The organism is Stenotrophomonas maltophilia (assembly GCF_900186865.1).
Lineage (GTDB): Bacteria > Pseudomonadota > Gammaproteobacteria > Xanthomonadales > Xanthomonadaceae > Stenotrophomonas > Stenotrophomonas maltophilia.
In genome coordinates this window covers 3,368,133-3,392,778 of the sequence record NZ_LT906480.1, presented here as the reverse complement: position 1 = coordinate 3,392,778, position 24,646 = coordinate 3,368,133, and the positions used below count along the sequence as shown (strand labels likewise).

The window sequence follows — 24,646 nt, the reverse complement described above, 5'->3', positions numbered from 1 at the left end:
CCCTTTTCCGCAGGAAAAGGGATGACCCCCGCTACGGAATTACACCGGGCGCTTGCTCGGGTCGCCGGGCAGTTCGCGTACCAGCTTCGGGACCAGATAGCCGGACAGGCGCGCGGTCAACCCGGCAATCAATGCCTTGGCCCGGGTGTCGTCCACTTCGAAGTGGGCCACACCTTCGACCCGGTCCAGCTGGTGCAGGTAGTAGGGCAGCACGCCGGCGGCGAAGCTGCGCTCGCTCAGGTCCTGCAGGGCCTGCACGCTGTCGTTGACCCCGCGCAGCAATACCGCCTGGTTCAGCAGCTGGGCGCCGATGCCGCGCAGGCGGGCCATCGCCGCGTCCACGCTGGCATCGAATTCATTGGCATGGTTGGCGTGCACCACGATCGCCAGCGGCCACGGCAGGCTGCCCAGCCAGGAGACCAGTTCATCGTCCACGCGCTCGGGCAGCACGATCGGCAGCCGGGTATGGATGCGCAGGCGGCGGATATGCGGGATCGCGCGCAGGGCGTCGGTCAGCTCGACCAGCTTGTGCGTGGCCAGCGACAGCGGGTCACCGCCGGACAGGATCACCTCGTCGATGTCCGGGTCGGCGGCGATGGCGGCTACGGCTTCCTGCCAGCCACCCTTGGCGGCGTTCTCCGCGCCATAGTCGAAGTGGCGGCGGAAGCAGTAGCGGCAGTTGATCGCACAGCTGCCCGTCGCCACCAGCAGGGCGCGGCCACGGTACTTCTGGATGACGCCGGTGGCCTTCTTCGCCGCCCCGTCGCCTACCGCATCGAAGCTGAACCCGGGCGCGGGACGCATTTCCTCATCGATCGGCAGCACCTGGCGCAGCAGGGGATCGGCCGGATCACCCTTGCGCATGCGGGCCACGAACCCCTCCGGCACGCGCAGCGCGAACTGGGCCATGGCCGCTTCGGAGACGCCCAGTGCCGCCGGGTCCAGCTGCAGCCGGGCCAGCAGCGCCTGCGGGTCGCGCAGTGCCTGGCGCCAGAGCTGCTGCCAGCGCGCGGGCGCGCCTGGCGACTGGGGCCGGGGGAAGGCGGAAAGCTGCATGGAGAGGGGGCCTGCGGTTATCATGGGGGCAGAAAAACAGTCGCCCACCGGCATCCGGTGGGCTTTCCATTCTAACGGCTCGCCGCACCCGCGGCGTTTTTGCCACTCAGGAGTTTACGCATGGCCAGCTACGGCATGAACGACGTCAAGAACGGGATGAAGATCCTGGTCAACAACCAACCGGCCGTCATCATCGACACCGAATACGTCAAGCCGGGCAAGGGCCAGGCCTTCACCCGCGTGAAGTACCGCCTGATCAAGGACGGCCGTACCCAGGAAGTGACCATGAAGTCGACCGACTCGCTGGATGCAGCCGACGTCGTCGATACCGACATGAACTTCATGTACAGCGACGGCGAGTACTGGCACTTCATGGACCCGGAATCCTTCGAGCAGGTCCAGGCCACCAAGGCCGGCATGGGCGGCGCCGAGAAGTGGCTGAAGGGCGAGGAGTCCTGCGTGGTCACCCTGTGGAACGGTGAGCCGATCTTCGTGCAGCCGCCGAACTTCGTCGAGCTGAAGATCACCGAAACCGATCCGGGCGTCCGTGGCGACACCTCGGGCGGCGGCGGCAAGCCGGCCACCCTGGAAACCGGCGCCGTGGTCCGCGTGCCGCTGTTCGTGAACCAGGACGAAGTGATCCGCGTCGACACCCGTTCGGGCGAATACTCCGCACGCGTCAAGTAATCCGGCGCAGCCGGATTACGGTAGTGACGGCCGCTGGCCGGATACGCGCCATCGCATTCGCGCTGGCGCTCCCATGATCTGCTTCGGCAGATCATGGGCCCCCGCTTCACGGGTCTCCAGACCCCGCCGCTTCGCGGCAGCCCCTGACTCAGGGGCGTGTCCCCAGAAGTATCTCGCCGCCCCCCAGCCAGTGAGCCCGCATGAGCGATAGCCCGCACCTCCCCGAAGCCTGCGACCTGCTCATCGAAGCCGGTTACGTCGTTCCGATCGAGCCGCATGCGGTGGTGCTGGAAGACCATGCCGTTGCCGTGCGTGGCAGCGAGATCGTGGCCATCCTGCCGCGTACCGAGGCGCGCGCACGGTTCCGCGCCACCCAGGTGGTCAGCCGCCCCGAGGCGGCGCTGATGCCGGGCCTGGTCAATGCGCACACGCACAACCCGATGACCCTGCTGCGCGGCGTCGCCGACGACCTGCCGCTGATGACCTGGCTGCAGCAGCACATCTGGCCGGTGGAAGCGGCGGTGATCGGCCCCGAATTCGTCGCCGACGGCACCACCCTGGCCATCGCCGAGATGCTGCGCGGCGGCACCACCTGCGCCAACGAGAACTACTTCTTCGGCGATGTGCAGGCCGCCGTTTACAAGAAGCATGGTTTCCGCGCGCTGGTCGGCGCGGTCATCATCGATTTCCCCACTGCCTGGGCCAAGACCGACGATGAGTACTTCGCCAAGGCCGGTGAACTGCATGACCAGTGGCGCACCGATCCACTGATCGGCACCGCGTTCGCGCCGCATGCGCCGTATACGGTCAACGATGCCAACTTCGAGCGGGTGCGGATGCTGTCCGACCAGCTCGACATGCAGGTGCACCTGCACACCCACGAGACCGCGCAGGAGATCAACGATTCGATCAAGCTGCACGGCCAGCGCCCGCTGGCGCGGCTGGATCGCCTCGGCCTGGTCAACGACCGCCTGATCGCGGTGCACATGACCCAGCTGACCGATGCGGAAATCCACCTGTGCGCCGAGCGTGGCGTCAGCGTGGTGCATTGCCCAGAATCGAACCTGAAGCTCGCCTCCGGTTTCTGCCCGGCCTGCGCCCTGCAGCGCGCCGGCGTGAACCTGGCGATCGGCACCGACGGCTGCGCCAGCAACAACGACCTGGACATGTTCAGCGAGAACCGCACCGCGGCGATTCTGGCCAAGGCCGTGGCCGATGACGCCACCGCGCTGGACGCGGCAACCACGCTGCGCGCGTCCACCCTGGGCGGTGCCCGCGCGCTGGGCTTCGGCGAGCGCATCGGTTCGATCGAAGTCGGCAAGCAGGCCGACCTGGTCTGCGTCGACCTGTCCGCACTGGAAACCCAGCCGCTGCACAACGTGCTGTCGCAACTGGTGTACGCCACCGGCCGCCAGCAGGTCAGCGACGTCTGGATCGCCGGCAAGCCGAAGCTGGTGCAGCGCGAGCTGGTCGGCATGGACCTGCCGGGCATCATCGCCAACGCGCGCCAGTGGCGCGAGCGCATCCGTCATATCCGCGCCTGAACCCCGGCGCCGCAAGGACTCCCTCATGACTGCCCCCCACGCTTCCTCCAATTTCGATCAGGCCGAGCTGGACAAGTTCGCCGCGCTGGCCAACCGCTGGTGGGACGCTGACGGCCCGCAGAAGCCGCTGCATGCGCTGAACCCGGTGCGCCTGAAATACGTGGCCGACCGCGTTCCGCTGCGCGGCGCACGCGTACTCGACATCGGTTGCGGTGGCGGCCTGTTGAGCGAAGCGCTGGCCCAGGCCGGCGCCGACGTCACCGCCATCGACCTGGCCCCGGAGCTGGTCAAGGTCGCGCGCCTGCATGCGCTGGAAAGCGGCGCCAAGGTCGATTACCGGGTGCAGGCCGCCGAGGACCTGGCCGCCGAGCAGCCGGGCAGCTTCGATGTGGTGACCTGCATGGAAATGCTGGAGCACGTGCCGGACCCGGGCGCGATCATCGAGGCCTGCAAGCGCCTGCTGAAGCCGGGCGGCCACCTGTTCCTGTCGACCATCAACCGCACCGCTGCCGCCTTCGCAGTGGCGATTGTCGGTGCCGAGTACGTGGCGCGGCTGCTGCCCAAGGGCACGCACCACTACCAGGAATTCATCAAGCCGGCCGAGCTGGCGCGCTGGCTGCGCGAGGCCGACATGCAGCTGGTGGACGTCAGCGGCATGGCCTACGAGCCGTGGCGCAACCACGCCCGCCTGAGCAGCCGCACCGACATCAACTACCTGGCCTACGCGGTCAAGCCGGCATGACCTCCGCCCGCTTCCCGCGTGCGGTGCTGTTCGACCTGGATGGCACGTTGCTGGACAGCGCGCCGGACTTCGTCGCCACCTGCAACGCGATGCTGGCCGAACGTGGTCGTGCACCCATCGATCCGGCCGCACTGCGCCCGGTGGTGTCGAAGGGCTCGCGGGCGATGGTCTCGGCCGCGTTCCCGGACCTGGATGCCGCTGCGCGCGATGCACTGATCCCGGAATTCCTGCAGCGCTATGAAGCGTTGATCGGCCAGCACGCAGTGCTGTTCGACGGCGTGGCCGGCATGCTTGCCGCGCTGGATGAGGCCGGTACGGTGTGGGGCATCGTCACCAACAAGCCTGAATACCTGGCGCGCTTGATCCTGCCGCAGCACGGCTGGCAGCAGCGCTGTGCAGTACTGGTCGGTGGTGACAGCCTGGCCGAACGCAAGCCTCATCCGTTGCCGCTGCTGCACGCCGCACAGGCGATCGGCATCGCCGCCGAAGACTGCGTGTACGTGGGTGACGACGAGCGCGACATCATCGCCGCACGCGCTGCCGCCATGCCGTCGGTGGCGGCGCTGTGGGGCTACCGCCTGCACAGCGACGACCCGCTGGCCTGGCAGGCCGACGTGCTGGTCGAGAACGCCGAACTTCTGCAACTGGCCAGTCTCTGGCCGACCCGGCCGGCAGCCCCGGCCCAGCCGTAAGGAATCACGTAGTGAGCAGTACCGCGCTGGACAGTTTCCTCGACAAGTGGCGCAGCCGTTGGCCGGAATGGTCGGTGGCCGCCCCGTTCGTGGCCGAATCGCAACGCGAACTTGCCGTGGCGTGGTTCGCGCTGCTGCAGGAGTTCGACGACATGCTCAATACCGGCGGCGATCCGCTGCCGGCCGATGCCAAGCTGGCATGGTGGGGCGAGGAACTGCGCAGCTGGGCCGGGCATCGTTCGCGCCATCCACTGGGCCGTCTGCTGGAGCCGGTGCGTGCGCCGTGGGCGCAGTTGGCCGAGGCGTTGCCGGATCTGGTTGAAGCACGCACCGTCGCGCTGGACGCCGCCAGTGCCGAGCGTGCGCTGGCCAACTACGCTGAAGCCGTGGCTGCGGTCGAGGCGGCCTTGTTCGCGGACAAGCCGCGCACCGGTGCCGGTCGCGCGGTGCAGTTGCAGACCCTGGCCCAGCGCCTGCAGGACGCCGGCGTGGCCGGTGTACCGCGCAGCCTGCTGGACGGTGATGCCAGCACGGCTGCACAGCGCTGGGCGCAGCATCTGTTGAAGGGCTGGGGCATGCGCGTGCCCGGCCCGCGCCCACGCCGTGTGTGGTCCAGCCTGGCGCGCGCCCGTGTGGCCGCGCAGGCCGCAGGCAAGCCGATTGAAGCGACCCCGGTGCGCACCTTGTTGCGCGTGTGGTGGGCTGCGCGCGGTTGATCGATCGGCGCTGTTGACTGCTTCTGGTGGGTGCGGACCTTGGTCCGCAAGCTCTGTGAGGTTGTGCCGACCAAGGTTGGCACCCACCAAAGCGCATTGCGCGCGTTATTTGCGTTCCAGTACCAGTAGCGGATCGATACGGGTATCGAACCAGTTCATGCCCCAATGCAGGTGCGGGCCGGTGGCGCGGCCGGTGGCGCCGACCGCGGCGATCACCTGGCCTTGTTCCACACGGTCGCCAACTTTTACGTCGATGCGCGACAGGTGCAGGAAGTTGGAGCTGACCCCGAAACCGTGGTCGAGCAGCAGCGTACCGCCGGTCAGGTACAGGTCCGGCCCGGCGAAGGTGACGATGCCGGCGGCCGGTGCCTTCACCGGCGTGCCGGTCGGTACCGCGATGTCCATGCCGGAATGACCGGCACCGGGCTGCCCGTTGTACACGCGCGCATTGCCGAAGCGACCGCTGATGCGGCCCTGCACCGGCCAGATGAAGGTCTGGGTGAAGTCGGTGCGGTCGTCATCGCGGGCACGCACGGCGGTCACCTGCGCCTGTTCGCGTTTGATCCGCTCGGCAATCGCCGGCGGCGGATTGACCGTCTTCGGCGGCACGCCGTTGACCCGCTCGGTGGGCCAGTCGCGCGGCGTCACCGCAATGGTCGCGGTCTCGCTGCCGCCATCAGGGCGCTGCACCTGCACGCGCAATGGTCCCTTCTCGTCGCGGCCGATGCCGAACACCACGCTGCCGTAGCCGCTCACCCGCAGCTGGCGACCGGCGTACTGCACGCGGCTGCCGGCGGGAACCTTGCCGATCACCAGTGCGCCCTGCGACGCACTGGCCGGGAACACCACGCGGCTGTCGATCAGGCTGCCGATGGCATCCTGCGCGTGAGCCGACGGTACGCTGAGCAGGGGTGCCGCCAGCAGCAGCGCCCCGGTAAATAGAGCCGCGCGCATCAGCGGTCGTAGGTCATGCGCTGGCCGGCGGGCTCGCCCACCAGTTTGCTGCCGTCCCACACCAGCTGGCCGTTCACCCAGGTGGAGGCCACGCGCGAACGGAAGGTCGTGCCTTCGAACGGCGACCAGCCGCACTTGGACAGCACGTCCTCGCGCTTGACGGTGAACGGCACGTCTTCCACAAGCACCAGGTCGGCGAAGTAGCCTTCGCGCAGGAAGCCGCGTTCTTCCACGTCGAACAACTGTGCCGGCGCGTGGGCGAATTTCTGCACCACCTGTTCGCGGGTCAGCTTGCCTTCGTGCACGCGCTCCAGCGCGGCCACCAGCGCGTACTGCACCAGCGGCAGGCCCGACGGTGCCTGCGCGTACGGCTTCTGCTTCTCTTCCCAGGTGTGCGGCGCGTGGTCGGTGGCCAGCACGTCCAGCACGTCGTCGGCCAGCGCAGCGGTGATCGCCTCGCGGTCGGACACTTCCTTGATGGCCGGGTTGCACTTGATCAGGTTGCCCTTGGTCGCATAGTCCGGGCGCGCGAAGTGCAGGAAGTGCACGCAGGTCTCGGCGGTGATCTGCTTGCGGCTGCCGTCGGCGCGGATCAGCGGGCCCTTCTCGAACAGCGCCAGCTCGTCGGCGGTGGAGATGTGCAGCACATGCAGGCGGGTGCCGTGCTTGCGCGCCAGCGACATCGCCAGGCGGGTCGACTTGATGCAGGCCTCGCGCGAACGGATGTCCGGATGCATGTCAGGGGTCAGCGCATCGCCGTACTTTTCCTGGAAGGCCTTCAGGTTGGCATCGATCATCGGCGTGTCTTCGCAGTGCGTGATGATCGGGGTCGGGCATTCGCGGAAGATCGCATCCAGCGTTTCCGGGTTGTCCACCAGCATGTTGCCGGTCGAAGCACCCATGAACACCTTCACGCCCGGGGCCTTCTTCGGATCCAGGGCACGGATCGCGTCGAGGTTGTCATTGCTGGCGCCGTGGTAGAAGCCATAGTTGGCCCAGGCGCGGCCGCGCGCGAGCTCGTACTTGGCTTCCAGGATGGTCGAATCCAGCGTCGGCGGGTTGGTGTTGGGCATGTCCATGAAGCTGGTCAGGCCACCGGCCACGGCCGCGGCCGATTCGCTGGCGATGTCGCCCTTGTGGGTCAGGCCCGGTTCGCGGAAGTGCACCTGGTCATCGATCATGCCGGGCAGCAGCCAGCGTCCGGCCGCATCCACCACCTGCTCGCCGTCGCGCGGCGCCAGCCCGCTGCCGATCTGCGCGATGCGGCCGTTCTCGATGCGCAGGTCGCCGTCGAAGGTGCGGCCTTCGTTGACCATCCGGGCGTTGGTGATGAGGGTGGAGGACATGTCAGTGTTTTCCTGTGCAACGGCAAGAGGGGGCGTTGGGAGACTCGGGCACGGGGTCGAAGCCGCCGGGATGGAACGGGTGGCAGCGACCGAGCCGGCGTGCAGCCAGCCAGCTGCCGCGCAGCGGGCCGTGCCGCGAGATGGCTTCCATCGCGTATTCAGAACAGCTCGGCACGAAACGGCAGCGTGGCCCCAGCAAGGGGCTGATGAAGCGCTTGTAGAAGCGCAGCAGGGCAATGAGCAGGCGCGAGATCACCCAGTCATCTTATGCCAGTTGGCATGAAGGCCGCATTTGTGCAGGATGGGCCGTTGGTCGCATGTCGCCGATGGCCTGCGACCGGTACCAGCACCTGCGGGTGCTGGCCAGGTTCCGTACCGCGCAAGGCGGTCCGTGTTCGTCGGACTGCCTCCAAGGGCGCCTTGACTCCAGGACTGAATGGAGCAGGGTGCCGAGGTTGCTGCTGCGGGTCGGGTAGGCTATAAAGGCCCGCTTTCCCGGGCCCCGGGGAATCCAAGGAAGAGCGTTTCGTGGCTGCTAAAAAAACTGCAAAGAAGGCCGCAACGGCCGCCAAGAAAACCGCCAAGCCTGTTGTGAAGAAGTTGGCGGCAAAGCCCGTTGCCAGGAAACCGGCCAGCAAGCCGGCGACCAAGGCAGCGTCCTCGCAACCGGCGGCCAGGAAGGCCACCGCAAAGAAAACGCCGGTCAAGGCAACCAAGCCGGTGGCCAAGAAGGCTGCTGCGCCCGCCAAGGCCAAGCCTGCCGCTGCCAGCAAGAAGGCGCCGGTGGTGAAGAAGGCCGCCAGCAAGGCCGCGCCGGTGAAGAAGGCTGCCGCCAAGCCAGTGGCGAAGAAGGCAGCAACCAAGCCGGCGCCGAAGGCGGTGGTGAAGAAGGCTGCAGCCAAGCCGGTCGCCAAGCCCGCAGCAAAGAAGGTCGCTGCGGCCAAGCCGGTCGCCACGCCTGCCGCTGTAAAGAAGGTTGCCAAGAATGTTGCCGCGCCGGCCGTAAAGCCGACCCCGGCCCCAGTAGTGAAGTCCGCACCGAAGCCTGCTGCCAAGCCGGCTCCGGCCAAGCCTGTCCCGGCCAAGACCGTGGCAGTGGCAGCAGCCCAACCGGCCTCCAAGCCGGCCCCGGCCGCCGCTCCTGCCGCCTCGAAGGCCCCGCAATCCAAGAATCCCGTGCCCGTTTCGAAATCGCCTGCCAAAACCGCCGTGAAATCCGATTCCGCCCCGAAGACCGTGTCGCGCCCTGTCGGCAAGGTTGCCGTGGCCGTCGCCGCCCGCTCGGCGGCACCGGCCCCGCGCAGCAAGTACAAGGTGGTCGAGTACAAGACCGACGAGGCCACCGGCCGCCCGATCCTGCCGGCTGGCTACAAGCCGTCCTCGGAAGAGGAATACATGAGCCCGCTGCAGCAGGAGTACTTCCGCCAGCGCCTGCAGAACTGGCGCGCGGACCTGGTGGAAGAGTCCAAGCAGACCATCGAGAACCTGCGCGAGGAAGTGCGTGATATCGGCGACGAAGCCGAGCGTGCGACCCGCGAGACCGAGAACTCGCTGGAACTGCGTACCCGCGACCGCTATCGCAAGCTGATCGGCAAGATCGACAGCACCCTGAAGCGCCTGGAAGCGGGCGACTACGGTTACTGCGTCGACACCGGCGAGGAAATCGGCCTGGAGCGCCTGGAAGCGCGCCTCACCGCCGAACGCACCATCGACGCCCAGGAGCGTTGGGAGCACCTGCAGAAGCAGCAGGGCGACTGATTCCCGCTCGTTGTATGGTCATGCAGAAAACCCGGCTTCGGCTGGGTTTTTTGTTGGGGGATCGTTGGTAAGCGACCGTGGCTGGCACGGGCAGTTGTGGCCGTTGACTTGGGTCCGCCTTGTAGCGAGCCGAGCACCGCAGGGGAATCGGGGGCGAAGAGGCGCCGCTGTTTGAGCGCAGCGAGTTCGGCGCCGTCCCCTGATTCACCGAGGAGCGCAGGGCACTGGTGCGCAGCACCGGCTCGCGGATGGCGGCGCGTTTCTTTGGTTACTTTCTTTGCGCGCGCAAAGAAAGTGACAAACCCATTCATCGAGGGAAAGTGACGTGGCCAGTCAAACGCCCGGCGCCGCCGAACGCGCTCTCCGCAGGGTCACTGCAGATCACGCAAATTCAGTTTCCGCAGCGTCGGGTTCTTCCACGCGGTGATCCCGGCCACGCTCAGCACCGCAAACCCACCCAGCACCACTGCAGGCACCAGCCCCAGCAGACGGGCCATCGTGCCGGCATAGAACGCGCCCAGCTCGTTGGACGAACTGATGAAGATGCCGTTGATCGACGACACCCGTCCGCGCATTTCTTCCGGCGTGGCCAACTGCAGGATGGTCGAGCGGATCACCACCGAGACGCCATCGAAGGCCCCATAGAATAGCAGGATCAGCGCCGACAGCCAGAAGTGCTGCGACAGGCCGAAGCCGATCACGCACAGGCCGAACCCCGCCACCGCGAACAGCAACACGCGGCCGGCATTGCGGTGCAGCGGGTGGCGGGCCAGCCACAGGCCCACGCACACCGAACCGAGCGCCGGCATCGCGCGCAGGATGCCCAGGCCTTCCGGACCGTGGTGCAGGATTTCGTGCAGGAAGGCCGGCAGCATCGCCACCACGCCGCCCAGCAGCACCGAGAACATGTCCAGCGCCATCGCGCCGACCATGATCCGGTTGCCGACCACGAATCGCGCGCCTTCGGCGATGCTCTTGAAGATCGGCGCGGCCGGACCGGTGTGCACCGGCTCCTCCACTTTCAGCGTGGCCAGGCAGGCCATCGCCACCAGTGCAAAGGCCGTAGCCACCGCGTAGGACAGGCCCTTGCCGCCGAAGCCAACCAGCACGCCGCCCAGCGCCGGGCCGGCCACCATGCCGGCCTGGAACACCACCGCGCCGAGGCCGGCGCCGCGCGCGAACTGATCGCGGGCCAGCACGCGGGCGAACAGTGCGTTGTAGATGGGCGAAAGAAACGCACGGACCATGCCGGTCAGGGCGATGGCCGCGTAGATGGGCCACACGCCCTCGAACGGCAGCCAACCCGTCGCAACGCCGGTCAGCACCAGCGCCGTGGCGATCAGCCCGGAACAGGCGACCATGCCCAGCCGACGGCGCGGCAGGTGGTCGACCAGATAGCCGGCGAACGGCGCCACGCAGAAGAACGGCAGCACCTCGGCCAGGCCGACCAGGCCCAGCGAGAACGGATTGCGGGTGACTTCGTAGATGTGCCAGCCGACGGTGACCGCCACCACCTGCTAGGACAGCATCGCGAAGATGCGGTAGGCCAGCAGCTTGGCGAAACCGGGCCGGGACAGCAGGCCCAGCGCGGTGTCTTCGGCTGTGGCAGGCTCGCTCACGACGGGTCGCGCTGCAGCTGGGCCTGCGCGGTCTCGCGGATGAAGGCCAGCATCGCCGCCACGCCGTTGCTGCGGGTGGGGGAGAGGTGACGGGCCAGGCCGATGTCCTGGATGTAGCTGGGCTCGGTGTCCAGGATTTCCTGTGCCGAGCGCCCGGAGTACACGCGCAGGGCCAGGAAGATCAGGCCGGAAACGATGGCCGAATCACTGATGGCATGGAAGCGCAGCGACTGCGCGTTGCCTTCCGGCACGATCCAGACCATCGACTGGCAGCCGAGCAGGCGGTGCTCTTCGGTCTTCCATTCGTCCGGGAAGGCGGGCAGCTTGCGGCCGAGGTCGATCAGGTACTGGTAGCGCTCGGACCAGTCGCCGAAGAAGCCGAATTCCTCGGCGATGGCGGTCTGGGCCTCGGCGGCGGTAGGTTCAAGCGGGAACGGGGAGTCGGTCACAACAGTCTCTACAGTGGGGGCGTGGCCGGCGGGCCGGCCACGGGGCAGGGCAGGTCAGCCGCGCTTGCGCGACCAGCGCACGCCCTGCGGGGTGTCTTCCAGCACGATGCCTTCGGCGGCCAGCTGGTCGCGGATGGCATCGGAACGGGCGAAATCACGCGCCTTCTTGGCCGCAGCACGCTCGTCGATCAGGCCCTGGATGCGGGCATCGTCGCCGCCGTCGCCCGCAGCGGTACCGAACCACTGCGCCGGATCGGCCTGCAGCAGGCCCAGCGCCAGGCCGGCGCCGAGCAGCTCGCCCTTCAGCCGTGCCTGTTCGGCCGGGTCGGTGGCGCGGCGTGCATCGGCGGCGATGCGGGCCACTTCGGCCAGTGCCTGCGGGGTGTTCAGGTCGTCATCCAGGGTCGCCTCGACGCTGGCCGGGATCACCGCGCTGGCTTCGATCGACGCCAGCTCGCGCAGCGTGCCGTACAGGCGGTCCAGGGTGCGCACCGACTGCTCGATCAGGCCATCGGACCAGTCCAGCGGCTGCCGGTAATGGGCCGACAGCAGGGCCAGGCGCAGCGCTTCCGGCGGATGCTGGCGCACCAGGTCGTGTACGCGCTCGATGTTGCCCAGCGACTTGCTCATCTTGGCGCCGCCGAAGTTGAGCATGCCGTTGTGCAGCCAGTAGCGGGCAAAGATCCTGCCGCCATGCGCGCATTCGCTCTGCGCGATCTCGTTCTCGTGGTGCGGGAACTGCAGGTCGACACCGCCGGCATGGATGTCGATGGTCTCGCCCAGATGGGCGGCCGCCATCGCCGAGCATTCGATGTGCCAGCCCGGGCGGCCGCGGCCCCAGGGCGATTCCCAGCCGGGCAGGTCGTCGCTGGACGGCTTCCACAGCACGAAATCGCCCGGATCACGCTTGTAGGGTGCGACATCGACGCGGGCGCCGGCCAGCATCTCTTCCGGATCGCGTCGCGAGAGCTTGCCGTAGCCGTCGAAGCTGGCCACCGCGAACAGCACGTGGCCTTCGGCGGCATAGGCATGACCATTGGCGATCAGCTGCTCGATCATGGTGATGATCTGCGGCATGTGCGCAGTCACTTCCGGCTCGATGTCCGGCGGCACCACGCCCAGCGCGGCCATGTCTTCACGGTAGGCGGCGGCGAACCTGTCGGTGATGGTGCTGATCGGCACCCCCTGCTCGCGTGCAGCGGTGTTGATCTTGTCGTCCACGTCGGTGATGTTGCGCGCGTAGCGCAGGCCACCGAAACGCCGCCGCAGCAGATCGGCCAGCACCCCGAACACCACCGGGCCACGGGCGTTGCCGATGTGCACGTAGTTGTAGACCGTGGGGCCGCACACATACAGGGTCGGACAGGCCGGATCGAGCGGGGTGAACGGTTCGAGCTGGCGAGTCAGGTTGTTGTGCAGGCGCAGGGTCATGGGGCTGTGGCTGGGGTACAAGCCTGTGATTTTAGAACGTGTCGGCCCGCTTTGGGGCGCCGATTGCCACCGGTGGACGCCGGCTCTACCCAAGGTGGGGTGGGCAGGAGCGGCGTGGACGGGTAATGTTCAGCCCCTTGCGCTCGTCACTGCCTACACTATTGCCGTGTCCTTGCTCCCGTCGCCATTGAAATCCACCGCGTTGCTGACCCTGGCCTGCCTGTCGGCGACGGCCGCCGTGGCCCAGGCGCAGGAGGCCGAGCCGCGCAACCGGGTGGTGATCGTCGAGAACGTGAAGTTCGACTATGCGCAGGTGCTGAACGTCGAGCCGGTGTTCCAGACCCTGCGCGCGACCCGCACCGAGGAGCATTGCGAGCCGATCTCGACCCGCACCCTGGCCCCGGTCAACGTCACCGGTGAAGAGCCGGTCGAGGACAAGGGCCGGATCAGCCGCTTCTGGGACTCGGTGCGCTCGATGTTCAAGCGCAGCGATGAAGAGGTCTCCGAGGAGACCGCCGCCGAGACGCCTGCCCCGGCACCGGCCAACAACGGCCCGATGCTGACCCGCGACTGCCGCATCGTGCCGGTCGGGCGTGAATTCCGCCGGCCGATCGCCTATGACGTGGATTACGTCTACAAGGGCACCAAGTACCGGTCGCGCCTGCCGGAAGACCCCGGCAACCGGCTGAAGATCCGGGTTTCGATCACCCCCTGGGTCGGCCCCGAGCAGGGCGCCGCCGGTAATCCCTGATTCTGCGACCCCGGCCCCTTGCGTCGGCCCCGGCCGCATGCAAAGATTGGCGGCCATGAAGCTCACCGACTTCCAGCACGACAGCAGCGCAGCCCGGCAGGCGTCGGGCATGACCTCGCGTGCGCGTCGACCGGAACCCCACATCCTCGCTGGGTAACCGGAGCTTTCTGCTGTTCGTCCGAAAAAAACCCAGCCCGCCGGCTGGGTTTTTTCGTTTCCGCGCTTCAAAAATGCATGTGCTGAAAGCTGCAACTGCAACCTTTTCGATCCACCTTTGCTTCCTGCTTTTCCCTTCCACCGCGTCGAACCCGGCGCCGCCACGCAAGGAAAGATGATGTCCCCCAAGCACTTCCTGAACACCCAGGACTGGAGCCGCAGCGATCTTGACGCGCTGCTGACCCAGGCCGCGCTGTTCAAGCGCAACAAGCTCGGCGACCAGCTCAAGGGCAAGTCGATCGCGCTGGTGTTCTTCAACCCCTCCATGCGCACCCGCACCAGCTTCGAACTGGGCGCGTTCCAGCTCGGCGCCCACGCGGTGGTGCTGCAGCCGGGCAAGGATGCGTGGCCGATCGAGTTCAACCTCGGCACGGTGATGGACGGCGATACCGAAGAACACATTGCGGAAGTGGCCAAGGTGCTGGGGCGTTACTGCGACATCATCGCCGTGCGTGCGTTCCCCAAGTTCATCGACTGGGCCTACGACCGCCAGGACATCGTCCTCAATAGCTTCGCCAGGTATTCGCTGGTGCCGGTCATCAACATGGAGACCATCACCCACCCGTGCCAGGAGCTGGCCCACGTCATGGCCCTGCAGGAGCACTTCGGCACCCAGGACCTGCGTGGCAAGAAGTACGTGCTGACCTGGACCTACCACCCCAAGCCGCTGAACACCGCCGTGGCCAACTCGGCACTGACCATCGCCACCCGCATGGGCATGGACGTGACCCTGCTGTGCCCGACCGCCGACTACATCCTCGACGATCGCTACATGGGCTGGGCCGAGCAGAACGTGGCCGAGAGCGGCGGTTCGCTGAAGATCAGCCATGACATCGACAGCGCCTACGCCGGCGCCGACGTGGTCTACGCCAAGAGCTGGGGCGCGCTGCCGTTCTTCGGCAACTGGGAGCCGGAGAAGCCGATCCGCGACCAGTTCAAGCACTTCATCGTGGACGAGCGGAAGATGGCACTGACCAACAACGGTGTGTTCAGCCACTGCCTGCCGCTGCGCCGGAACGTGAAGGCCACCGACGCGGTGATGGATTCGCCGCAGTGCATCGCCATCAACGAAGCCGAGAACCGCCTGCACGTGCAGAAGGCGATCATGGCGGCGGTTGCCGGGCGCTAGATCGAACAAGGGGTAGAGCCGACCGTTGGTCGGCTGCTCCCGCAGCGGCGCATCCATCATTCCAGCCGACCAACGGTCGGCTCTACCGAATTCCCATCCCCCAAGTGGACCTGACTCCCATGAGCAACAAAGACGTCGTTCTCGCCTTCTCCGGCGGCCTGGATACCAGCTTCTGCGTGCCGTACCTGCAGGAGCGCGGCTACAACGTGCACACCGTGTTCGCCGACACCGGCGGCGTGGATGATGAAGAGCGCGATTTCATCGAAAAGCGCGCCGCCGAACTAGGCGTGGCCAGCCACGTCACCGTCAACGGTGGCCCGGCCATCTGGGAAGGCTTCGTCAAGCCGTTCGTGTGGGCCGGCGAAGGCTACCAGGGCCAGTACCCGCTGCTGGTCTCGGACCGCTACCTGATCGTCGATGCCGCGCTGAAGCGTGCCGCCGAACTGGGCACCAACATCATCGCCCACGGCTGCACCGGCATGGGCAACGATCAGGTCCGCTTCGACCTGGCCGTGAAGGCGCTGGGTGACTACCAGATCATCGCGCCGATCCGCGAGATCCAGAAGGAACACACCCAGACCCGCGCCTACGAGCAGAAGTACCTGGAAGAGCGCGGCTTCGGCGTGCGCGCCAAGCAGCAGGCCTACACCATCAACGAGAACCTGCTGGGCCTGACCATGTCCGGCGGCGAGATCGACCGTTGGGAAGCCCCGGGCGAGGGCGCCCGTGGCTGGTGCGCACCGCGCAGCGAGTGGCCGGAGCAGGCGCTGACCGTCACCCTGAAGTTCGTTGAAGGCGAAGCCGTTGAACTGAACGGCAAGGCGCTGCCGGGCGACCAGATCCTGGCCCAGCTCAACAAGCTGTTCGCCCCGTACGGTGTCGGTCGCGGCGTGTACACCGGCGACACCGTGATCGGCCTGAAGGGCCGCATCGTGTTCGAGGCCCCGGGCCTGGTTTCGCTGCTGGCCGCACACCGCGCGCTGGAAGATGCGGTGCTGACCAAGCAGCAGAACCGCTTCAAGCCAGACGTGGCGCGCAAGTGGGTGGAGCTGGTGTACGAAGGCTTCTACCACGATCCGCTGAAGACCGACATCGAAGCTTTCCTGAAGTCCTCGCAGGCCAAGGTCAACGGTGAAGTGGTGCTGGAAACCCGCGGTGGCCGCGTCGATGCAGTGGCGGTGAAGTCGCCGCACCTGCTCAACACCAAGGGTGCCACCTACGCGCAGTCGGCCGACTGGGGCGTGGAGGAGGCCGAAGGCTTCATCAAGCTGTTCGGGATGAGCTCCACTGTCTATGCGCAGGTCAATCGTGGTTGACCTGTGACGGGGGGCCGGCCGCTGGCCGGCGCCTCGCAACGTCGATGGAGGGTAGTGCCGGCCGCTGGCCGGCTCGTGGCACGGCTGGATCATTGCGGAGCCGGCCAGCGGCCGGCACTACCGATTTCGAACCCTACGGATATTCAGACACATGCTTGAACAGACGCTCGATCACCTGCAGGCCCTGGTGTCTTTCGACACCCGCAACCCGCCGCGTGCGATCACCACCGGTGGCATCTTCGATTACCTGCGCGCGAACCTGCCCGGCTTCAACGTCGAGGTGATCGACCATGGCGCGGGCGCGGTCAGCCTGTACGCCGTGCGTGGTACGCCGAAGTACCTGTTCAACGTGCACCTGGATACGGTGCCGGACTCGCCGCACTGGAGTGCCGACCCGCATGTGATGCGGCGCCTGGACGACCGCGTGGTCGGCCTGGGCGTGTGTGACATCAAGGGCGCGGCCGCTGCACTGGTGGCTGCGGCCAATGCCAGCGATGGTGATGCCGCGTTCCTGTTCTCCAGCGATGAAGAAGCCAACGATCCGCGCTGCATCGCCGCGTTCCTGGCCCGTGGCCTGCCGTACGAAGCGGTGCTGGTGGCCGAGCCGACCATGAGCGAAGCGGTGCTGGCGCATCGCGGCATCAGCTCGGTGCTGATGCAGTTCGCCGGTCGTGCAGGGCACGCCTCGGGCAAGCAGGATGCGGCTGCCAGCGCGCTGCACCAGGCGATGCGCTGGGGCAACCGCGCGCTGGACCATGTGGAATCGCTGGCATCGGCGCGCTTCGGTGGGCTGACGGGCCTGCGCTTCAACATCGGCCGCGTCGAAGGCGGGATCAAGGCCAACATGATCGCGCCCGCTGCCGAAGTGCGCTTCGGCTTCCGGCCGCTGCCGTCGATGAACATCGACGCGTTGCTGGCCACCTTCGCCGGTTTCGCCGAGCCGGAAGCGGCGGTATTCACCGAAACCTTCCGTGGCCCCAGCCTGCCGGCCGGCGACATCGCCGAAGCCGAGAACCGCCGCCTGCTGGCACGTGACGTGGCCGATGCGCTGGAACTGCCGATCGGCAACGCGGTGGACTTCTGGACCGAGGCCTCGCTGTTCTCGGCCGGTGGTTACACCACGCTGGTGTTCGGCCCGGGTGACATCGCCCAGGCCCACACCGCCGATGAGTTCGTGACGCTGGAGCAGTTGCAGCGCTACACCGACGCCGTGCACCGCATCATCGCCGCCGGCGCCTGATTCCTCCCTTTCCGACGAAACCGAAATGTCTCCTGCCCTCCAGCCCCATCGCCAGACCCGCCAGACCATCGTGCGCCTGCTTTCCAGCATGGCCAGCGCGAAGGAGATCAGCCAGTACCTCAAGCGCTTCTCGCAGCTGGATGCCAAGCGCTTCGCCGTGGTCAAGGTCGGCGGCGCGGTGCTGCGCGACGACCTCGACGCGCTGACCTCTTCGCTGTCGTTTCTGCAGGAAGTCGGGCTGACCCCGATCGTGCTGCACGGCGCCGGCCCGCAGCTGGATGCCGAACTGTCGGCCGCCGGCATCGAGAAGCAGACCGTGAACGGCCTGCGCGTGACCTCGCCGGAAGCGCTGGCGATCGTGCGCCGGGTGTTCCAGCAGTCCAACCTGCGGCTGGTCGAGGCGCTGCAGCAGAACGGCGCGCGCGCCACCTCGATCACCGGCGGCGTGTTCGAAGCCGAGTACCTGGATGTGGATACCTACGGCCTGGTCGGCGAGGTGAAGAAGGTCAACCTGGCACCGATCGAGGCCAGCCTGCGCGCTGGCTCGATCCCGGTCATCACCAGCCTGGGCGAGACCGCCGGCGGCCAGATCCTCAACGTCAACGCCGACTTCGCCGCCAACGAGCTGGTGCAGGAACTGCAGCCGTACAAGATCATCTTCCTGACCGGCACGGGCGGCCTGCTGGACGAGGCGGGCAACGTGATCGATTCGATCAATCTGTCCACCGAGTACGACCACCTGATCGCGCAGCCGTGGATCCACGGCGGCATGAAGGTGAAGATCGAACAGATCAAGGATCTGCTCGACCGCCTGCCGCTGGAATCGTCGGTGTCGATCACGCGCCCGGCCGACCTGGCCAAGGAACTGTTCACCCACAAGGGTTCGGGCACGCTGGTGCGCAAGGGTGAAAAGGTGCTGCGCGCCACCGCCTGGAACGAACTGGACCTGCCGCGCCTGAAGGGCCTGATCGAATCCAGCTTCGGCCGCGCGCTGGTGCCGGACTATTTCGAGAAGACCAAGCTGTTGCGTGCCTACGTCAGCGAGAACTACCGCACCGCGGTCATCCTCACCGACGAGGCAGAGGGCGTCTACCTGGACAAGTTCGCCGTGCTCGACGACGCGCAGGGCGAGGGTCTGGGCCGTGCGGTCTGGAACGTGATGCTGGAAGAGACGCCGCAGCTGTTCTGGCGCTCGCGCCATGGCAACCCGATCAATCACTTCTACTACGCCGAATCCGACGGCTGCTACAAGCAGGACCACTGGAAGGTATTCTGGTTCGGTGCCGATGGCATCGACCGGATCAAGACCTATGTCGATCATTGCGCGCAGCGCACCCCGAGCCTGCAGGGCTGAGCAATGAGCAACCTCGATGCCTGGAACACGGTTCCTACCCTGCGCGGCCAGCACGTAACCCTGCAGCCGCTGCAGATGGAACACGTGCCCGGCCTGCGCGATGCGCTTGAAGGCAGCGGCCTGGACCAGCTCTGGTACACCCAGGTGCCGTCGCCGGAACAGGCCGGGACCTATGTGCGGGCCGCGCTGCAGGCGCAGAGCGAAGGCAAGGTGCTGCCGTTCGTGATCCGTGATGCGGCTGGCGGAATCGTTGGCAGTACCCGTTTCTATGACATGGATGCCGGTGTGCCGAAACTCAGCCTCGGCTACACCTGGTATGCGCCGCGCGTGCAGCGTACCGGCGCCAACACCGAAGCCAAGCTGTTGCTGCTGCAGCACGCCTTCGAAACGCTGGACTGCATCAGCGTGGTGCTGGAAACCAGCTGGTTCAACGCCACCTCGCGCACTGCCATCGCCCGCCTCGGCGCCAAGCAGGATGGCGTGCTGCGCAACCACAAGCGGCATGCCGACGGCACGCCGCGCGACACCGTCATCTTCTCCATCATCGACGCGGAATGGCAGGGCGTGAAGCGCCACCTGCAGTACCGCCTGGACAGCCACGCATGAACGATTCGACCTTTACCCTTGGCATCGTCGGTGCCCGCGGCCATACCGGCGCCGAGCTGATCAAGCTGGTGGCCGCCCATCCGCGGCTGGAACTGGCTTTCGTCTCCTCGCGCGAGCGCGCCGGGCAGCGCCTGTCCGACCATCACCCGGAATTCCAGGGCGATCTGCAGTACGAGAACCTGGACGCCGACGCGGTGGCGGCCAAGGGTGTGGACGCAGTGATCCTGGCCCTGCCCAATGGCCTGGCCGCACCGTTCGTGGCTGCGCTGGAAGCGGCGAAGCCGGACACCGTCATCGTCGATCTCTCGGCCGACTATCGCTTCGACAACAGCTGGTACTACGGCCTGCCGGAGCTGACCCGCGGCCGCTACAACGGCCAGAAGCACATCAGCAACCCGGGCTGCTATGCCACGGCGATGCAGCTGGCGGTGCATCCGCTGCTGGACCTGCTGGCCGGTCCGCCGCAGTGCTTCGGTGTCTCCGGCTACTCCGGCGCCGGTACCACGCCGTCGGACAAGAACAACGTCGAACTGCTGGCCGACAACCTGATGCCCTACGCGCTGACCAACCACGTGCACGAGCGCGAGGTGTCGGTGCAGCTGGGTGTGGCTGTTGAATTCATGCCACATGTCGCGCCGCATTTCCGGGGCATCACGCTTACCGCCAACCTGTGGCTGAACCGCGTGCAGACCCGCGAACAGATCGTCGAGCGCTTCCAGCAGGCCTATGCCGGCGAACCCCTGATCGACGTGGTGGATGAAGCGCCGTGGGTCAGCCGTATCGCCGGCCGACACGGTGCCCAGGTCGGTGGCTTCACGCTCGCGCCGGGCGGCAAGCGGGTCGTCGTGGTGGCGACCCTGGACAACCTGCTCAAGGGCGCGGCCACCCAGGCCATGCAGAACCTCAACCTCGCGCTGGGCATCGATGAACTGATGTCCATCCCGCACTGAACACGCCTTCCGGAGCCCCCATGGCAGACCTTCTTTGGCAGAAGCCCGGCGTCGCTGTCGACGCCCAGATCCAGACCTTCCTCGCCGGCGACGACGTGATCCTCGACCGCGAGTTCTTCCTGCATGACATCGCCGCCAGCGCCGCACATGCACAAGGCCTGCAGCACATCGGCATCCTCAGTGCCGACGAGTTGGACGGCCTGCTGCGCGAACTGGAGGTGCTGGCGCAGGACTTCCGCGAAGGCCGCTTCGTGCTCGATACCCAGTATGAGGATGGCCACTCGGCGATCGAAGCGCGCCTGACCGGACGCCTCGGCGATGCCGGCCGCAAGATCCACACCGGCCGCAGCCGCAACGACCAGATCCTGGTCGCCACCCGCCTGTGGCTGAAGGAGAAGCTGCAGCGCGTGGCACAGCTCAGCGCCGAAGTGGCCAAGGTCGCGCTGGACCGCGCACAGGCCGAGAAGGACCTGCCGATTCCCGGCTACACCCACATCCAGCGCGCCGTAGTGTCCTCGGCCGGCATGTGGTGGGCGGGCTGGGCCGAGGCCTTCATCGACAATGCCATCCGCGCGCGTGACACCCATGCGCTGGTCGATGCCAATCCGCTCGGCACGGCTGCCGGCTACGGCGTGAACCTGCCGCTGGACCGCGAACACACCACGGCCGCGCTCGGTTTCGCGCGCATGCAGATCTCGCCGATCTACGCACAGCTGTCGCGCGGCAAGTTCGAGCTGGCCGCGCTGGAAGCGCTCGGTGGTGCCACGCTGGACCTGCGCCGCATCGCCTGGGACCTGTCGCTGTTCACCAGCGCCGAGTTCGGCTTCGTCGCGCTGCCGGCGCAGTACACCACCGGCAGTTCGATCATGCCCAACAAGCGCAACCCGGACGTGATCGAGCTGATGCGTGCGACCCACGCCAGCGTCGCCGCCGCGCGCACCGAGATCGAGCAGCTGCTGTCGCTGCCCTCGGGCTACCACCGCGACCTGCAGTCGTCCAAGGGTGCCATCTTCCACGGCTTCGGCCGTGGCCTGGCCGCGCTGGAGCTGCTGCCGGCGCTGCTGGCCAACCTGGAATGGCGTGACGACAAGCTGCGTGCGGCCATCGATTCGGGCATGTATGCCACCGACGTGGCGGTGGAAGCGGCCGTGGCCGGCGTGCCGTTCCGTGAGGCCTACAAGGCCGCTGCGGCCGGTGCCGACAGTGCAGGGCAGGGGCGTACCCCGGAAGGCAGCCTCGCCGCGCGCGTGTCGCCGGGTTCGGCCGCCGACCTGCGCCTGGACGAACTGCGCGCGCGCTGGCAGGCGCTGTCCTGATGACGGGCACTGTCTACCTGGTGATGGCGATGCGCCGGCCGGACTTCAACGATGCAGCGGTGCAGCCGCACCGCGATTTCCTCGATGCGTTGCAGGCGCAGGGCAAGCTGCAGCTGACTGGTGGTTTCGCCGACGGCAGTGGTGGCGCCTATGTGCTGTGCAACGTGGACAGCCTGGCGCAGGCGCAGGCCATCGTCGCCACCGATCCGCTGGTGACGATGCAGGCCTCCGAGCTGACCGTGCACGAATGGAACACCCGCTGAGACACTGACCGATGATCCAGCACGCTGCCAACGTCGCCTCGCCGTTCCCCGAACAAGCGCTGCCGCCATGGCGGCGTGCGGTGCTGAAGGTCGGCAGCAGCCTGCTGGCAGCCGATGGCGGCGGCCTGTCACCACGCCACGCGCTGGGCCTGGCGCAGTTCGTCTCGGCCAATGTCCTGGCCGGGCGCGAGGTGGTGATCGTGTCTTCCGGCGCGGTCGCTGCCGGGCGCGCGATCCTGCCGCGGGCCGATGAACCTGGCGCGGCGATGGCGGCGCGGCAGGCGCTGGCTGCGCTCGGCCAGGCCCAGCTGATCGGGCTCTGGCAGCGCTTCTTCGAGCGCCCGGTGGCGCAGGTGCTGCTGACCCATGACGACCTGCGCAACCGCCGCCGCTACCTCAACGCCCGCGCCACGCTCAACGAACTGCTGCGGCTGGGCGCGTTGCCGGTGGTCAACGAGAACGACACCGTGTCGGTGGACGAGCTCAAGCTTGGCGACAACGACAACCTGGCGGCGACGGTGGCGGCGCTGGTCGATGCCGATGCGCTGTTCATCGCCACCGATATCGATGGCCTGTACAGCGCCGACCCGCGCACCGTGGCCGACGCGCGGCCGCTGCACGACGTGCCGGAACTGAGTGACGAGGTGCTGGCGATGGCCGGCGGCGCCGGCTCGCGCGCCGGTACCGGCGGCATGCGGACCAAGCTGGAAGCGGCAGCGAAGGCGGGTCGTCTCGGCATCGAAACCTATCTGTTCAATGGCCGCAGCGGTGACGTGGTACGCGCGCTGGCCCAGGACCGCCTGTTCGGTACCCGTATCCACGCCGCGCGCAGCCGTGAGGCGGCCCGCAAGCACTGGCTGCGGCACGCGCCGCTGGTCGAGGGTGCGATCGTGATCGATGCCGGCGCTGCGCAGGCGATGCGCGAGAAGGGCGCCTCGCTGCTGCCCGGCGGCATCACCGGCGCGGAGGGCATGTTCCGCCGTGGCGACATGGTGCAGGTGTGCTGGAACGCGCCACAGGGCCGCGTCTGCGTGGCGCGCGGTGTCAGCCAGTACGCGGCCGATGATGTGCGCCGGATCGCCGGCCGCCATTCGCGCGACATCGAGGCCGTGCTGGGCTACAACTACGGTGGCAGTGTCGTCCATCGCGACGATCTGGTGCTGCCATGACCGGTTTGAAGGACTCCCCGATGAGCGAAATCGAAGCGCAGGCGCGTGCCTGCCGTGACGCGGCCCAGATCGTTGCCGGCCTCGACAGTGCGGCGCGCCGCACGCTGCTGCTGGCGATGGCCCAGGCGCTGGAAGTGAATGCCGGGCTGATCCTGGCCGGTAATGCGCGCGACCTTGCCGCTGCGCGCGAGAAAGGCATTGGCAGTGCCATGCTCGACCGCCTGGCGCTGGACCCGGCACGCCTGTTCGCGATGGCCGAAGCCGTGCGTGAGGTCGCCGCGCTGCCCGATCCCGTCGGCCAGATCACCCGCGACGATGTGCGTCCAAACGGCATCCGCGTGCAGAAGGTGCGCGTGCCGCTGGGCGTGATCGCGATGATCTACGAGGCGCGCCCGAACGTGACCGCCGAAGCGGCTGCGCTGTGCCTGAAGGCCGGCAATGGCGTGATCCTGCGCGGTGGTTCCGAAGCGGTCCACTCCAACACCGCCATCGCCCAGGCGCTGGCCGTCGCCCTGCAGGCCAATGGCGTACCGGCGGCGGCAGTGACCGTGCTGACCGACCTGCGCCGCGAAGCAATGCTGGAGCTGCTGCAGCTGCATGAACTGATCGATCTGGCGATTCCGCGCGGCGGCGAAGGCCTGATCCGCTTCGTTGCCGAGCATGCGCGGGTGCCGGTGATCAAGCACTACAAGGGTGTCTGCCACCTGTTCGTGGATGCCAGCGCCGACCTCGGCAAAGCCATCGACCTTCTGGTGGACGGCAAGTGCAGCCGTCCGTCGGCCTGCAACTCGCTGGAAACCCTGCTGGTGCATCGTGATGTGGCCGAAGCCTTCCTGCCGCGCGTGGCGCAGGCGCTCGGTGAGCGTGGCGTGGAGCTGCGCGCCGACACGAACGCGCAGCCGCTGCTGCCGGGCAGCACCGCCGCCAGCGAAGACGACTACGCTGCCGAGTTCCTCGACCTGGTGCTGGCCGTGCGCGTGGTTGATGACCTCGAGGCGGCCATCGCGCACATCCGTGCCTATACCTCCGACCATACCGAAGTGATCGCCACCGAAGACGCCGGCCATGCCGAGCGCTTCGTCAACGCACTGCGCTCGGCGGTGGTGATGGTCAATACCTCGTCGCGCTTCTCCGACGGTGGACAGCTGGGCCTGGGCAGCGAGATCGGCATTTCCACCACGCGCCTGCATGCGTACGGCCCAATGGGCCTGGAAGCACTCACCGTCGAACGATTCGTCGTGCGCGGTGAAGGGCAGACGCGCAAGTAGATCCACGCGATGCGCGGATGCTCTTCGCGGTAGACCCCGGTGCCGACCAAGGTCGGCGCCCACCAGGCCCAAGC

General features: G+C 67.4%; 23 protein-coding genes and 1 pseudogene. 17 read left to right on the top strand and 7 right to left on the bottom strand.

Features of this window, described 5'->3' with window-relative positions; translation table 11 throughout:
- Positions 1-39: 39 nt before the first annotated feature.
- A complete protein-coding gene (gene epmB / locus CKW06_RS16155; protein ID WP_024958444.1) occupies positions 40-1,056 on the bottom strand; it encodes an EF-P beta-lysylation protein EpmB in 1,017 nt (338 codons plus the stop codon).
- Positions 1,057-1,176: 120 nt separating this feature from the next.
- Here epmB and efp point away from each other — a divergent pair, with 120 nt between their 5' ends.
- From efp to CKW06_RS16130, 5 genes are all read left to right on the top strand, one after another.
- Positions 1,177-1,743, top strand: a complete 567-nt coding sequence (gene efp / locus CKW06_RS16150) for an elongation factor P (RefSeq protein WP_005410381.1) — start codon at positions 1,177-1,179, stop codon at positions 1,741-1,743.
- A 200-nt stretch (positions 1,744-1,943) separates the two neighbouring features.
- Positions 1,944-3,287, top strand: coding sequence for a TRZ/ATZ family hydrolase (locus CKW06_RS16145; protein ID WP_024958443.1), 1,344 nt, complete (start codon positions 1,944-1,946; stop codon positions 3,285-3,287).
- Between the two features lie 25 nt (positions 3,288-3,312).
- The gene (gene ubiG, locus CKW06_RS16140; protein WP_005410379.1) at positions 3,313-4,029 is read left to right on the top strand and encodes a bifunctional 2-polyprenyl-6-hydroxyphenol methylase/3-demethylubiquinol 3-O-methyltransferase UbiG; all 717 of its coding nucleotides are present in this window, start codon (positions 3,313-3,315) and stop codon (positions 4,027-4,029) included.
- Positions 4,026-4,721 carry a phosphoglycolate phosphatase gene (locus CKW06_RS16135; protein ID WP_005410378.1) on the top strand — a complete coding sequence of 232 codons (696 nt, stop codon included), beginning with the start codon at positions 4,026-4,028 and terminating at the stop codon, positions 4,719-4,721. The genes ubiG and CKW06_RS16135 overlap by 4 nt, the downstream gene beginning before the upstream one ends.
- An 11-nt stretch (positions 4,722-4,732) precedes the next feature.
- Positions 4,733-5,437 carry a squalene/phytoene synthase family protein gene (locus CKW06_RS16130; RefSeq protein ID WP_024958442.1) on the top strand — a complete coding sequence of 235 codons (705 nt, stop codon included), beginning with the start codon at positions 4,733-4,735 and terminating at the stop codon, positions 5,435-5,437.
- A gap of 105 nt (positions 5,438-5,542) precedes the next feature.
- Here CKW06_RS16130 and CKW06_RS16125 read toward each other — a convergent pair whose 3' ends face one another.
- Genes CKW06_RS16125 through yidD form a run of 3 tightly spaced genes read right to left on the bottom strand, consistent with a single transcriptional unit; the run spans position 5,543 to position 7,993 of the window.
- Positions 5,543-6,391 (bottom strand): M23 family metallopeptidase, encoded by an 849-nt coding sequence (locus CKW06_RS16125; RefSeq protein ID WP_024958441.1) that lies wholly within the window; start codon positions 6,389-6,391, stop codon positions 5,543-5,545.
- Positions 6,391-7,737: a dihydroorotase gene (locus CKW06_RS16120; RefSeq protein WP_012480835.1), complete on the bottom strand. Its 1,347-nt coding sequence runs from the start codon at positions 7,735-7,737 to the stop codon at positions 6,391-6,393. Before CKW06_RS16120 ends, CKW06_RS16125 begins: the two co-directional genes overlap by 1 nt.
- Before the next feature lies 1 nt (position 7,738).
- Positions 7,739-7,993, bottom strand: a complete 255-nt coding sequence (gene yidD / locus CKW06_RS16115) for a membrane protein insertion efficiency factor YidD (protein ID WP_005414016.1) — start codon at positions 7,991-7,993, stop codon at positions 7,739-7,741.
- Positions 7,994-8,265: 272 nt separating this feature from the next.
- On the opposite strand from yidD, the gene dksA reads away from it, so the two are divergent.
- Positions 8,266-9,495, top strand: a complete 1,230-nt coding sequence (gene dksA, locus CKW06_RS16110) for an RNA polymerase-binding protein DksA (RefSeq protein WP_005410374.1) — start codon at positions 8,266-8,268, stop codon at positions 9,493-9,495.
- 371 nt (positions 9,496-9,866) lie between these two features.
- Here the strand turns inward: dksA and CKW06_RS16105 are convergent.
- The 3 genes and pseudogenes from CKW06_RS16105 to cysS all read right to left on the bottom strand — a co-directional run bounded on the left by CKW06_RS16105 (position 9,867) and on the right by cysS (position 12,994).
- Positions 9,867-11,114 (bottom strand): annotated as a pseudogene (locus CKW06_RS16105) (MFS transporter).
- A complete protein-coding gene (locus CKW06_RS16100; protein WP_005410372.1) occupies positions 11,111-11,563 on the bottom strand; it encodes a SufE family protein in 453 nt (150 codons plus the stop codon). The pseudogene CKW06_RS16105 and the gene CKW06_RS16100 overlap by 4 nt, the downstream one beginning before the upstream one ends.
- Before the next feature lie 54 nt (positions 11,564-11,617).
- A complete protein-coding gene (gene cysS, locus CKW06_RS16095) occupies positions 11,618-12,994 on the bottom strand; it encodes a cysteine--tRNA ligase (RefSeq protein WP_005414013.1) in 1,377 nt (458 codons plus the stop codon).
- Positions 12,995-13,181: 187 nt separating this feature from the next.
- Between cysS and CKW06_RS16090 the strand changes: the two genes are divergently transcribed.
- The 11 genes from CKW06_RS16090 to CKW06_RS16040 all read left to right on the top strand — a co-directional run bounded on the left by CKW06_RS16090 (position 13,182) and on the right by CKW06_RS16040 (position 24,572).
- The gene (locus CKW06_RS16090) at positions 13,182-13,745 is read left to right on the top strand and encodes a glycine zipper 2TM domain-containing protein (protein ID WP_024958440.1); all 564 of its coding nucleotides are present in this window, start codon (positions 13,182-13,184) and stop codon (positions 13,743-13,745) included.
- Between the two features lie 334 nt (positions 13,746-14,079).
- Entirely contained in the window at positions 14,080-15,090 is a 1,011-nt protein-coding gene (locus CKW06_RS16085) for an N-acetylornithine carbamoyltransferase (RefSeq protein ID WP_024958439.1), read from the top strand.
- 119 nt (positions 15,091-15,209) lie between these two features.
- Positions 15,210-16,406, top strand: coding sequence for an argininosuccinate synthase (locus CKW06_RS16080; protein WP_005414009.1), 1,197 nt, complete (start codon positions 15,210-15,212; stop codon positions 16,404-16,406).
- 151 nt (positions 16,407-16,557) lie between these two features.
- A complete protein-coding gene (locus tag CKW06_RS16075; protein ID WP_024958389.1) occupies positions 16,558-17,646 on the top strand; it encodes an acetylornithine deacetylase in 1,089 nt (362 codons plus the stop codon).
- Positions 17,647-17,671: 25 nt separating this feature from the next.
- Positions 17,672-19,000: an acetylglutamate kinase gene (locus tag CKW06_RS16070; RefSeq protein ID WP_005410366.1), complete on the top strand. Its 1,329-nt coding sequence runs from the start codon at positions 17,672-17,674 to the stop codon at positions 18,998-19,000.
- 3 nt (positions 19,001-19,003) lie between these two features.
- On the top strand, positions 19,004-19,606 hold the full coding sequence (locus CKW06_RS16065) for a GNAT family N-acetyltransferase (protein ID WP_024958390.1): 603 nt from the start codon (positions 19,004-19,006) through the stop codon (positions 19,604-19,606).
- On the top strand, positions 19,603-20,556 hold the full coding sequence (argC, locus tag CKW06_RS16060) for an N-acetyl-gamma-glutamyl-phosphate reductase (protein ID WP_005414005.1): 954 nt from the start codon (positions 19,603-19,605) through the stop codon (positions 20,554-20,556). Before CKW06_RS16065 ends, argC begins: the two co-directional genes overlap by 4 nt.
- 20 nt (positions 20,557-20,576) lie before the next feature.
- Positions 20,577-21,872: an argininosuccinate lyase gene (gene argH, locus CKW06_RS16055; protein WP_024958391.1), complete on the top strand. Its 1,296-nt coding sequence runs from the start codon at positions 20,577-20,579 to the stop codon at positions 21,870-21,872.
- A complete protein-coding gene (locus tag CKW06_RS16050) occupies positions 21,872-22,135 on the top strand; it encodes a YciI family protein (protein WP_024958392.1) in 264 nt (87 codons plus the stop codon). Before argH ends, CKW06_RS16050 begins: the two co-directional genes overlap by 1 nt.
- Positions 22,136-22,146: 11 nt before the next feature.
- Complete coding sequence (proB, locus tag CKW06_RS16045; protein ID WP_024958393.1) at positions 22,147-23,304, top strand: glutamate 5-kinase; 1,158 nt, start codon at positions 22,147-22,149, stop codon at positions 23,302-23,304.
- Positions 23,301-24,572, top strand: a complete 1,272-nt coding sequence (locus CKW06_RS16040; RefSeq protein ID WP_024958394.1) for a glutamate-5-semialdehyde dehydrogenase — start codon at positions 23,301-23,303, stop codon at positions 24,570-24,572. Before proB ends, CKW06_RS16040 begins: the two co-directional genes overlap by 4 nt.
- Positions 24,573-24,646: the final 74 nt, after the last annotated feature.

Bases quoted from the DNA above. Each gene is read 5' to 3' on its own strand.
- cysS (WP_005414013.1), bottom strand. From the start codon at position 12,994: ATGACCCTGCGCCTGCACAACAACCTGACTCGCCAGCTCGAACCGTTC.
- CKW06_RS16065 (WP_024958390.1), top strand. From the start codon at position 19,004: ATGAGCAACCTCGATGCCTGGAACACGGTTCCTACCCTGCGCGGCCAG.
- CKW06_RS16120 (WP_012480835.1), bottom strand. From the start codon at position 7,737: ATGTCCTCCACCCTCATCACCAACGCCCGGATGGTCAACGAAGGCCGC.
- CKW06_RS16125 (WP_024958441.1), bottom strand. From the start codon at position 6,391: ATGCGCGCGGCTCTATTTACCGGGGCGCTGCTGCTGGCGGCACCCCTG.
- CKW06_RS16135 (WP_005410378.1), top strand. From the start codon at position 4,026: ATGACCTCCGCCCGCTTCCCGCGTGCGGTGCTGTTCGACCTGGATGGC.
- ubiG (WP_005410379.1), top strand. From the start codon at position 3,313: ATGACTGCCCCCCACGCTTCCTCCAATTTCGATCAGGCCGAGCTGGAC.
- CKW06_RS16080 (WP_005414009.1), top strand. From the start codon at position 15,210: ATGAGCAACAAAGACGTCGTTCTCGCCTTCTCCGGCGGCCTGGATACC.
- CKW06_RS16075 (WP_024958389.1), top strand. From the start codon at position 16,558: ATGCTTGAACAGACGCTCGATCACCTGCAGGCCCTGGTGTCTTTCGAC.
- CKW06_RS16050 (WP_024958392.1), top strand. From the start codon at position 21,872: ATGACGGGCACTGTCTACCTGGTGATGGCGATGCGCCGGCCGGACTTC.
- argC (WP_005414005.1), top strand. From the start codon at position 19,603: ATGAACGATTCGACCTTTACCCTTGGCATCGTCGGTGCCCGCGGCCAT.
- efp (WP_005410381.1), top strand. From the start codon at position 1,177: ATGGCCAGCTACGGCATGAACGACGTCAAGAACGGGATGAAGATCCTG.
- argH (WP_024958391.1), top strand. From the start codon at position 20,577: ATGGCAGACCTTCTTTGGCAGAAGCCCGGCGTCGCTGTCGACGCCCAG.
- proB (WP_024958393.1), top strand. From the start codon at position 22,147: ATGATCCAGCACGCTGCCAACGTCGCCTCGCCGTTCCCCGAACAAGCG.
- epmB (WP_024958444.1), bottom strand. From the start codon at position 1,056: ATGCAGCTTTCCGCCTTCCCCCGGCCCCAGTCGCCAGGCGCGCCCGCG.
- CKW06_RS16145 (WP_024958443.1), top strand. From the start codon at position 1,944: ATGAGCGATAGCCCGCACCTCCCCGAAGCCTGCGACCTGCTCATCGAA.
- CKW06_RS16070 (WP_005410366.1), top strand. From the start codon at position 17,672: ATGTCTCCTGCCCTCCAGCCCCATCGCCAGACCCGCCAGACCATCGTG.
- CKW06_RS16040 (WP_024958394.1), top strand. From the start codon at position 23,301: ATGACCGGTTTGAAGGACTCCCCGATGAGCGAAATCGAAGCGCAGGCG.
- CKW06_RS16085 (WP_024958439.1), top strand. From the start codon at position 14,080: ATGTCCCCCAAGCACTTCCTGAACACCCAGGACTGGAGCCGCAGCGAT.